Here is a 10,148-nt window from a genome sequence, read left to right as displayed (position 1 = left end):
CCGCGCCCGCCGCGCCCGCCGCGCCCGCCGCGCCCGCCGGGATCGGCTCCCCAGGCTGGTTCTCGGGCCTGCCGGGCCGGCGAAGTCGATCCGGTGGGAATCCCGGAGCGTGCCGAAGGCTGGTTGCGCCGTTTGTGTCCCGCTGTCGAGCATGCTGGTCGGATGGTGACTGTGTACGATCCCCCGCCCATCGCTCCCGAGGTCTTCGGAGCCGGTTTCGAGCTCGCCCGCGTCTACGCGGACCTCCTTGCCACCGCTGGTGTCGAACGCGGCCTGATCGGCCCTCGAGAGGCCGACCGGCTCTGGGAGCGTCACCTGCTCAACAGCGCGGTCGTGGCGGATGTTGTCGATCACGCGGCGGCCGTCGTGGACGTGGGCAGCGGAGCCGGGCTGCCCGGGATACCGCTTGCCCTCGCTCGTCCCGATCTGCGGGTGACCCTGCTCGAGCCGATGCAGCGCCGCTGTCTGTTCCTCCAGGAGGCGGTGGGCCGGCTCGGTCTTGAGGGGCGGGTCATCGTGCTTCGCGGACGCGCGCCCGACGCTGCCGCTACCGTGGATACCCGCGCGTTCGATGTCTGCGTTGCACGGGCCCTCGCGCCCCTGGAACGGTTGGGCGCGATGCTCCTACCAATGGTGAAACCGGGCGGTGTCATGCTTGCACTGCGCGGGGCAAGCGTTGTCGAGGAGCTGTCGGTCGCGCGAGGTGAGCTGGAGACCCAGGGCTGGCGTGATGTGGCTGTCGTGAAGTGCGGGGTTGGACGGGTGACCGAGCCGGCCACCGTACTGCGCGCCGTCCATGCGGCGCCACAGCCTGGGCGCCGACAGGGAAGTGGGAAAACGCGTGAAACGCGGCGAGGACGGGAGGCGCAACGTGCAGGTGGGCGCGCACGTTCCACGTGAAACAGCGCCAGGAGGAAGTAGCAGATCCATGCGCGTGGCGCGGAACGGTGTTCGTCCCGCCGACACGTCGCTGGATACGAACGATCCATCCACCCCTATCGGAGCGGCGGCAGCAGCGGCAGTGGAAGCCTTGACAATGGAACGACGACGGCCGTTTCCCCGGCCGACGCGACAGCGCATCATCACTGTGGCGAACCAGAAGGGCGGGGTGGGGAAAACCACCACCACGGTCAATCTCGCCACGGCCCTGGCCATGCACGGATGCCGGGTCCTCTGCATCGACCTGGACCCGCAGGGCAACGCATCGACGGCTCTCGGGGTCGACCACCGTTCCGGTGTCCCGTCCATCTACGAGGTGCTGCTCGGGGACCGGCCGCTTGAGGAGGTCGTCGTCAGGTCGTCCGAGGCCGAGGGGCTGTACTGCGCCCCGGCCACGATCGACCTCGCCGGCGCGGAGATCGAGCTGGTGTCGGTGGTGGCGCGGGAGACCCGGCTGCGCCGGGCGATCGCCGGGCTGCGGCAGGAGGTCGACTACATCCTGGTGGACTGCCCGCCGAGCCTCGGGCTGCTCACCGTCAACGCCCTGGTGGCCGCCAAGGAACTCCTGATACCCATCCAGTGCGAGTACTACGCGCTTGAGGGGCTGGGACAGCTCCTGCGTAACGTCGAACTCGTGCAGGCACACCTCAACCCCGAGCTTCGGCTGTCTACCATCATCCTGACCATGTACGACTCGCGGACGCGGCTGGCGGACCAGGTCGTGCACGAGGTCAAGGAGCACTTCGGCAGCCGCGTCCTGGGCACGACCATCCCGCGTAACGTGCGGATCGCCGAGGCGCCGAGCTACGGCCGCTCGGTGCTGACCTACGACCCCGCCTCCCGCGGGTCGCTGTCCTATCTGGCCGCCGCGCGTGAAATCGCCGAGCGGGGCTTCGAGCCGAACGGAGTGGGAGTGTGACCGCGCGCCGGGGTGGGCTGGGACGCGGCCTGGGAGCACTGATCCCGACCGGGACGGAGGGCGTCGGCGGGATCAGCACGAGTATTGACGACGGTTTCGGGCTGCCGGTCGGACCGGCGCCCGTCCACGGCGCCACCTTCCGGGAGGTCCCGGTCGACTCGGTGACGCCGAACCCCCGCCAGCCGCGGACGCACTTCGACGAGGACGCCCTGGAGGAGCTGGCCGCGAGCCTGCGGGAGGTCGGCCTGCTCCAGCCCATCGTCGTCCGCGAGATCATGCCCGGACGCTACGAGCTGGTCATGGGCGAACGGCGCTGGCGGGCGTCCAGGCTTGCGGGCTTCAGCCAGATCCCCGCCATCGTGCGGGACACCGCCGACGACGCCATGCTGCGCGACGCCCTGCTGGAGAACCTGCACCGCCAGCAGCTCAACCCGCTGGAGGAAGCGGCCGCCTACGAGCAGCTCCTGCGCGACTTCGGCGCCACCCACGAGGAACTCGCCGGGAAGCTCGGGCGCTCCCGCTCCCACGTCACCAACATGATCCGACTGCTGGGGCTGCCGCCGGCCGTGCAGCGACGGGTGGCGGCCGGCGTGCTCTCGGCCGGCCACGCCCGCGCGCTGCTGTCGCTGGAGGATCCCGATGCGCAGGACCGGCTCGCCACCCGCATCGTCGCCGAGGGGCTGTCCGTGCGGGCCGTCGAGGAGATCGTCGCGCTGGGCGAGGAGGGGCCGCGGCGGACGCCGCCCCACCGCCCGCGGGTCACCTCGCCGGCCCTGCACAAGCTCGCATCCCGTCTCTCCGACCAGTTCGACACACGGGTGAAGGTCGACATGGGCCGGAACAAGGGAAAGATCACGGTTGAGTTCGCGAGCATCGAGGACCTGGAGCGGATCGTCGCGGTGATGACGGCGTCGGGAGCCGTCTCCTCGTCTTCCTCGTCCGGGTGAGGGCTCCCGGCCCGGACGAGGAAGACGAGGAGAGGCCGCTGTTTCACGTGGAACCTCGCGCCCACGTGAAACAGCGCAGCCGTCCGCAGGGCCTCCACGGGCCTCGGGGGCTGACCGAACACCGTCGCGGGGATGCCGAAGGGCGAGTTCCCGGACACCTCAGCTGCCTGATGGCCGGCCACGGGGTGGTGCCGTTGGCGGCGTGGCCCGTAAGCGCGAACTCCCGGACGCCTGAAGCGTCCCAGGGGCCGGAGCACCCACAGCCATGAATCGGCTTCCGCGTCCCCCCGAGCCTGGGTATTCGGGAGACCTGGGTACTCGGGAGAGACACGGTGGCCCCACCGCGCCAGTGGCGCGGCTTGCTCCCCTGCGAGCCCGGGTGCTCGAAGGGGAGCCCAGATGGGGAAAAGCCGGGAAAAGCCCGGACGCGCTGGTGAGAGCCGGCCGGCCGGAGAGTCAGCCCCGTGTCGAGCCGATGCCCACCCTGGCCGTCGTGTCCCGCTGGTTCCCGGCCGAGGGCCGGGGAGCCGAGGGCCAGGGGGCAGAGGGCCGGGGAGCCGAGGGCCGGGGAGCGGCGCTGCCTGAGCGCTCCCGGCAACGCCTCCGGAGCTGCCTGGGCACGACGGCTGGGGCGAACGTTGCCTGGCACGGCACCGTCCGGCCTGGCACGGCCGGGTGGATCCGGAACAGGCCGATGAGGATCAGGACGGCCGAGCTAGTCTGACCCTGTGCGAGATGCCAGCGTTGCCGTCGCCGCCAGAAGCCGGGCCGGGTGGGACGTCGAATCATGAGCCGCCGCATCGCCAACATCACTCTCGACAACATCGACGACCTGCCGGTGCGATGTCGCCGATGCGTCTTCTGGGAGCTCGACCCCGTCGCCCGTAGCCGGGCCGAGGAGGCCGGGGACACCGCGCTGGAGAAGGAGGCGTGGGTGTCCTCCGCCCTCCTCGAGTGGGGAAGCTGCGGAAAGATCATCTACGTGGACGGTGTCCCGGCCGGTTTCGCGATGTACGCGCCGGCCGCGTACGTGCCCCGGTCGGTTGCCTTCCCGACCAGCCCGGTCAGCCCGGACGCCGTCCTGCTCATGACCGTGAAGATCATGGAGGACTTCGCCGGGCAGGGCCTGGGGCGCATCCTCGTCCAGACGATCGCCAAGGACGTGTTCCGGCGCGGCTTCCGTGCCATCGAGGCGTTCGGCGACCTCAAGGGCGAAGGCACCCGGTGCGTGGTGCCCGCCGACTACCTGCTCGCCGTCGGCTTCAAGACCGTGCGGCCCCACCATCGGTGGCCACGGCTGCGGCTCGAGGTCAAGAACACCGTGAGCTGGCGGGAGGACGTCGAGGTGGCCCTCGAGCGGCTGCTGGGGTCGATGGCGCCCGAAGGGATGCTGCGTCAGGTCGGAGGCGTCGCCGGGACCGTTCCAGCGGGCTGACCTCCGGCCGTCCGGCGGCCCTGGCTGCTCCCGTTCCTCCGTTTCCCGTGGCTTCCGCTGTCCCTCCCCCGCCGCTGCCTCCTCCGGTGCGGGCGGGCCGTTCCGCCGTCCACCGGCCTTCTCGACAGCATCGGACAGCGCGGGACGGGTTCTGACGACACCGGACGACACCGGACGGCGCGGTGCGGGACGGTGCGGGACGGTGCGGGACGGTGCGGTGCGGCGCGGGACCGGTGGGGCGAGGAAGCCGGCTGCCCCGGTCTTCCAGGGCGGAAGGATGTCAGCGCGCTGGAGACCCGGCGGGCGTCCAGGCCAGCGGCTCCGGTCCGCAGCCGTCGGGTCAGCGGGGGCGGCGGGAGGCGAGGGTCGGGACTCGCAGCTGGCCGGTCGGTGGGTCAAGGTCCGGCGGCAGGAACAGCCGCTGCACCGCGGCGAGGATCGCCTCGGCGACGGTGTCCCGGAACTCCGGCGACCCGAGCGCGGCGGCGTCGTGCGGGTTCGTCAGATACCCCAGATCCGTCCGGATCGCCGGCATCCTCGTCCGCCGCAGCAGCTCCCACGTCTTGGCGTGGGTCCGGCAGTCGACCAGGTCCGTGCGGGAGACCAGCTCCTTCTGGACGAGCGTGGCCAGCCGCTCGCCCACGGCGGACGAGCCCCGGGCGTTGCCGAAGTAGTAGGACGACACCCCCTGGGCCCGGGGTGACCTCCCCGCGTCCAGGTGCAGCGACACCAGCAGGTCCGCGCCGATCTCGTTCGCGCGGTGCGCCCGCTCGACGTCGTCCGGGGACTCGTGCGGGCCGTGCAGGAGGTAGGCCTCCAGCCCGGAGGCCAGCAGCCGGGCCTCCAGCCGGGCGGCGAGATCGGCGATGAGGTCGCGCTCGCAGAGGTCGCCGACGGTGACTCCAGGGTCGTTCCCGCCGTGGCCGGGGTCGACCGCGACCACGACACCGAGCAGGGACGGGCCCCGCTGGAGCAGCCGCACCGACTCCCGCAGCACGTCCGGGCGGCCACCGACGACGGTGCGCTCCAGCTTCTTCAGCTCCCGCAGGGTCAGCGGCCCGCAGCGGCCGTCGGGCTCCAGCGCGCGGTTGTACTGGAAGTCCCTGAGGGCCGCCTCGGTCCGCGGGCCGAAGATGCCGTCCGTCCGTCCCACGTCGAACCCCATGTTCGACAGCCGTTCCTGCAGCGCTGCCACGTCGTCCCCGATGAAGGGATGGTTGACGCTGTAGAAGAGCAGCCGGTCGCCCAGCCTGCGACGGGCCTCCTCCAGGGCGCGGAAGGTGTCCGGGCCGACGATGCCGTCCGCGGACAGCCCCCGGCTCTGCTGGAACGCCCGGACGGCCCGGTCGAGGGCGGCGTCGAACTCCAGGGCCACGTCGAGTTCGCGGGCGGCACTGAGTTCGCGGGCGGCATCGAAGCGGGCCGCCGCCGGCGGCGGCCTGTCGGGTGTTCCCGCCCGGGCACCGCTTCGTGGCCCGCCCGGTAGCCCGCCGCCCGGCAGCCCGCTGGTCGGTGGTCCGGCCGGTTGTGGCAGATCTGTCCCGCTCGGCCGCAGCCGGCCGGCCGCGGAGGCCTCCTGCTGGTGCGGCGCGGCCGGCAGGAACGACAGGGAGATCAGCGCGGCGCGTATCTCGGCGACCGAGGGGTCGCGGTCGCCGAGACGCAGGAGTTTGATCCTGCGGTTACCACTCGAACCTGCTCGCGGACGGGTCACGGAGACACAGGCTAGCGGCTGGGGCGTCTCTGACAGATGTTCGATCGCGTGGGTGGCGCCCACGCGGCCACCCGCCGCGTTGTCGTCGTCGCCCATAACTTCCGCTGTGAAACGCCCCCGTCCGGCAGTAGGCGCCGCGGGGGGACCCCGCTGTCCTCCGCCGGGCGGGAGGCCGCCTGGGCGCCGTCCGCATCGGCCAACGTCCATCAGGCACGCCCTGGACCCGCCGCCGTCGCCGCGGTCGTGGGGCAGCCGGGTGGCGGCCGGTGGATTTTCCCGTGCCGGCGGCGGCCCGGCCCACGCGGGTCCCGGCGGGCCGAGCCGCGGTGGCCGTGCTTCTCGCACGCCTGTGGCCTGCCTGGATCGGCGGACCGATCCGGACAGGCCACAGGTCCGGTGGGACGCGCGGGACGCCCCTTCCGACGGGCGTCCGCGGTGGGCGTCCCGGGGGACGCCTCAGATGCACACGCCTCAGATGTACGCGGAGAGATCCCGCAGCAGGGCGGCCTTCGGCTTCGCGCCGACGATGCTCTTGTCCACCTCGCCGTTGACGAACACGGCCAGGGTGGGGATGGACAGGATCTGGTACTGCCGAGCGGTCTGCGGGTTCTCGTCGATGTTGAGCTTGACGACCCGCAGCTTGTCACCGTGCTCGGCGGCGATCTCCTCGAGGACCGGGGCGACCAGCCGGCAGGGCCCGCACCACTCCGCCCAGAAGTCGACCAGGACGGGCACCTTGCTCTTCAGGACCTCCTCGGTGAAGGTGTTGTCGGTGACGGGCTGGGTGGCTCCTGCCATGATGATCTCCTCCTGGTTGTTGTCGATGCTTTCGGTTGTCGCCGCCGGGCCGGTCATCGCCGGTGGGCACCGTGTGGACGGCCGCGCCGCCGGCCGGGGACGGCGCGCCCGAGACTGCGTCCGTCGGCACGGGCACGGGCACGGGCACGGACACGGACACGGGTGGCGGGGTGGTCAGGACGGGGCCGCTCCGGCGACAGCCTCGGCGGGCGCCCGGGGCGGCCGACCGGTCGCGCCCTCGCGGGCGGCCAGATGGCGTTCGGCGTCCAGCGCCGCGGCGCACCCGGTGCCGGCCGCCGTGATGGCCTGCCGGTAGATGTGGTCCACGACGTCGCCGCAGGCGAACACACCGGGCAGGCTGGTGCGGGTGGACGGATGCTCGACCGCGACGTAGCCGGCGGCGTCCAGGTCGAGCTGGCCGCGGACGAGTTCGGTGCGCGGCTCGTGGCCGATGGCGACGAACAGCCCGCTGGCGGCTATCTCGCTGGTCTCACCGGTCACGGTGTCGCGGACCCGGACGCCGGTGACCCGCTCCTCGCCGAGGACTGCCACGACCTCGGCGTTCCAGCGGAAAAGGATCTTGTCGTTGGCGAACGCGCGCTGCTGCATGATCGCGCTTGCCCGCAGCCTGTCCCGCCGGTGGATGATGGTGACGGACCGGCCGAAGCGGGTCAGGAACGTCGCCTCCTCCAGCGCGGAGTCACCGCCGCCGACGACGAGGATGTCCTGGTCCCGGAAGAAGAAGCCGTCGCAGGTCGCGCACGCGGATACCCCGCGTCCCAGCAGCCGCTCCTCGTCCGACAGGCCGAGCCGGCGGTACGCCGAGCCGGTGGCGATGATCACGGTGTGGGCGCGGTAGGTCCGGTCCTCGGCAGTCACGATCTTCGGGTCGGCCCGCAGGTCGACCGCGGTGACGTCCTCGGCGAGCAGTTCCGCGCCGAAGCGCTCGGCCTGCCGGCGGATGCCTTCCATCAGGTCGGGGCCCTGGATGCCCTCGGGGAAACCGGGGAAGTTCTCCACCTCGGTCGTGGTCATCAGCGCGCCGCCGGCAGCCACCGAACCCTCGAAGACCAGCGGGCGCAGGTTCGCGCGCGCCGTGTATATCGCCGCGGTGTAGCCGGCCGGACCGGATCCGATGATGATGACATCTCGGACATCGGGATCCCGGGCGCCCGGGATGCTCGATTCGTTCCCGCTGCTGTGCGCGGTCACATCTCCACCTGTCCCTTCAGATCGCCGGCTGTCGCCGGTGAGGCCGTGCGCCAGCCACAACTGTCCCATTGCGCACCCGATTCCCTCGTCTGTGCTCCCGCACCGCCGCCGGGCTCGCCCGGCCGTGCCCCGCCGGGCGACGCCAGGCCCGCCCGGCGTCGCCCGCGGAACTGTCGCGGCAGCGCCGGAGCCGCTTCGCGAAGGGCCGCGGATCGTTACCGGCGCACCTGTGACCAGGGGCCGGGCATGACCTGGGCCGCACCCGGCGGATGATGGCCGCCCGCACGGGCGGCCGCCCGCGTCCACCGGCATCCAGCGGCCATGGCCCGGTTGGCTACCGCCGGGGCGTGGTGGTGCTGTACCACGTCGCGGCCGCGATGTTGGTCACCCCGCACCGCTCGTCAAGGACGATCACTTGCAGCTTGTCGGGATCGGCCGGGACGGACAGCACGACGAGCACGGCCGGCCGCCCGTCGAAAGCAACGAGATCCAACGCGATGACGTTGCCGCCGCTCTGGGTCGCCAGGCTGAGGTAGCAGGTGCGCAGGGCCGGCTGGGTGAGCTCGGTGACGAGGGCCGCCGCGGCGGCGGGCGGTAGCGGCGCCGCCGCGGCGGCGTAGTCGCGCAGCGGCACCTTGAGCGTCCCCTTGATCCGTCCGGACAGCAGGTCGAGGGTGTGCTGGGGGACGTCGGAGATGCTGAGCGGATGCCCGGTGTGCGCGAATATCGCCGCCGTGGCGGTGGCGGCGCCCTCGTCGGCGTCGACCGCCGTCGTGGCGGGGGCCGCGGGAGCCGCCGCACCGTCGCTCGAGCCTCCCCCCGCGGCACTGCGCGCCCCCTCGGACGATCCGGTGATGTCGGCCGACAGCGGTGCCACGGCCTGGCTGACGGCCTCGCTGGCGCTGTTCCGCCCGGTCTGCCGGCCCAGCACCCCCACGAGGCCGATCACCGCGACGATAACCGTCAGGCAGGCCGCCGCCGCGCTCAGCCACGGAGGGATCTGCCCCACCTGGAGCGGCCGCCCGGTCTGCCTGACGCGGCCACGCGCCCATTCCCCCGGCGCCCCGGGACGCGGCCGGTCGCGCGTGCGGGACTGCCGCTGCGGCCGCTGCGGCCGCAGCCAGCGCGCCGGCCGCCGTGGCGCCGACCGCGGCGGCACCGGCTCGAGGCCGCCCGCCTCGAGCCGGCCCCGACCGGCCCGGCCGGCAGGGCCGTCGGGGCCGGTCGGCCGGGTCCGCTCCTGCTCGCTGACCAGGGCGGCGTACAGCCTGGTCGCGACGTCCTCCGGCATGGTCACCGAGGCCAGCGCGGCGAGGTCGTGACGCACCCGGCGCAGCGCCGCCACGGTTTCGCCGCACTGCGGGCAGCCGCGGACGTGGAGTTCCACGACGGACGCCGAAAGGTCCCCACCGGCGTAGGCATCGAGGTGCTCCACATCCGGATGCCGATCAGCGGTCATCGCCGACACCTCCTCCGACCACTCCGGACGTATTGACGTGCCTGCTCTGACTGACGGAATCGAGCGGCGCAGGGTTCCCGGGACGCAGGTAGTCGAGCATTACAGCCAGCTTCGCGCGTCCCCGCGCGCAGCGGCTTTTCACCGTGCCCACCGGGACCGCGAGCAGTTCGGAGGCATCCGCGACCGACCAGCCCTGGATGTCGACGAGTATCACCGCCAGCCGCAGTGGTTCCGGAAGCCGGCGCAGCGCGGATTCGACGGCCAGCCGCGTCTCACCTTCGACGATCGCGTCACGCGGTTCGGCCGGCTCGTCGCCGCCGCGGCCACCGCCACCACCGTCGTGACCGTCGTCGCCGCCGGTGAGCAGCGGGACCTGCGGGCGGGCCGCGCGCCGGCGCAGCCTGTCCAGGCAGGCGTTGACGACGATGCGGTGCAGCCAGGTGGACACCGACGCCTCGCCGCGGAAGGCCGCGGCGCCCCGGTAGGCCGACAGCATCGCCTCCTGGACGGCGTCAGCGGCGTCCTCCCGGTCCCGCAGCATGCCCAGCGCCACCGCCCACGCGCGGCCGCTGTGGGCTCGTACCAGCTCGGTGAAGGCGTCCGGGTCCCCGTCGGCATGCCGGCGGAGCAGGTCCCTGTCCCGCTCCGCCGGTGCCACCGGGAGGGCCGCCGCGTTCACCGCGTTCACCGGGCCGGCCGGGGAGACTGGGCCGGCTGGGGGGACT

The 10,148-nt window shown here is 72.8% G+C and carries 9 protein-coding genes; 4 read left to right on the top strand and 5 right to left on the bottom strand.

The features are described 5' to 3' along the window. Nucleotides 1-162: 162 nt before the first annotated feature. From rsmG to AC5LSR_RS21170, 4 genes are all read left to right on the top strand, one after another. Nucleotides 163-900: a 16S rRNA (guanine(527)-N(7))-methyltransferase RsmG gene (rsmG, locus tag AC5LSR_RS21185; RefSeq protein ID WP_250286123.1), complete on the top strand. Its 738-nt coding sequence runs from the start codon at nt 163-165 to the stop codon at nt 898-900. Nucleotides 901-1,087: 187 nt separating this feature from the next. Then, nucleotides 1,088-1,858 carry a ParA family protein gene (locus tag AC5LSR_RS21180; RefSeq protein WP_493465042.1) on the top strand — a complete coding sequence of 257 codons (771 nt, stop codon included), beginning with the start codon at nt 1,088-1,090 and terminating at the stop codon, nt 1,856-1,858. Then, nucleotides 1,855-2,805 carry a ParB/RepB/Spo0J family partition protein gene (locus AC5LSR_RS21175; RefSeq protein WP_250286125.1) on the top strand — a complete coding sequence of 317 codons (951 nt, stop codon included), beginning with the start codon at nt 1,855-1,857 and terminating at the stop codon, nt 2,803-2,805. Before AC5LSR_RS21180 ends, AC5LSR_RS21175 begins: the two co-directional genes overlap by 4 nt. A 787-nt stretch (nt 2,806-3,592) precedes the next feature. Further along, on the top strand, nt 3,593-4,240 hold the full coding sequence (locus AC5LSR_RS21170) for a GNAT family N-acetyltransferase (RefSeq protein WP_250286126.1): 648 nt from the start codon (nt 3,593-3,595) through the stop codon (nt 4,238-4,240). A gap of 340 nt (nt 4,241-4,580) precedes the next feature. Here the strand turns inward: AC5LSR_RS21170 and AC5LSR_RS21165 are convergent, their stop codons facing one another. The 5 genes from AC5LSR_RS21165 to sigM form a co-directional block, all read right to left on the bottom strand. Continuing rightward, nucleotides 4,581-5,915: an N-acetylmuramoyl-L-alanine amidase gene (locus AC5LSR_RS21165; RefSeq protein WP_445548593.1), complete on the bottom strand. Its 1,335-nt coding sequence runs from the start codon at nt 5,913-5,915 to the stop codon at nt 4,581-4,583. A 510-nt stretch (nt 5,916-6,425) separates the two neighbouring features. Further along, nucleotides 6,426-6,752 carry a thioredoxin gene (trxA, locus tag AC5LSR_RS21160; RefSeq protein ID WP_250286129.1) on the bottom strand — a complete coding sequence of 109 codons (327 nt, stop codon included), beginning with the start codon at nt 6,750-6,752 and terminating at the stop codon, nt 6,426-6,428. A 174-nt stretch (nt 6,753-6,926) separates the two neighbouring features. Next, nucleotides 6,927-7,964, bottom strand: coding sequence for a thioredoxin-disulfide reductase (gene trxB, locus AC5LSR_RS21155; protein ID WP_250286128.1), 1,038 nt, complete (start codon nt 7,962-7,964; stop codon nt 6,927-6,929). 334 nt (nt 7,965-8,298) lie between these two features. After that, complete coding sequence (locus AC5LSR_RS21150; RefSeq protein WP_493468888.1) at nt 8,299-9,423, bottom strand: anti-sigma factor family protein; 1,125 nt, start codon at nt 9,421-9,423, stop codon at nt 8,299-8,301. Further along, on the bottom strand, nt 9,413-10,148 hold a 736-nt coding region (sigM, locus tag AC5LSR_RS21145; RefSeq protein WP_493468887.1), incomplete at its 5' end, for an RNA polymerase sigma factor SigM. The genes AC5LSR_RS21150 and sigM, both read right to left, overlap by 11 nt.

Source organism: Protofrankia sp. CiP1_Cm_nod4 (assembly GCF_982290645.1).
Note: the sequence above shows the minus strand (reverse complement) of the source record. Positions and strands in the feature narration are given on the sequence as shown.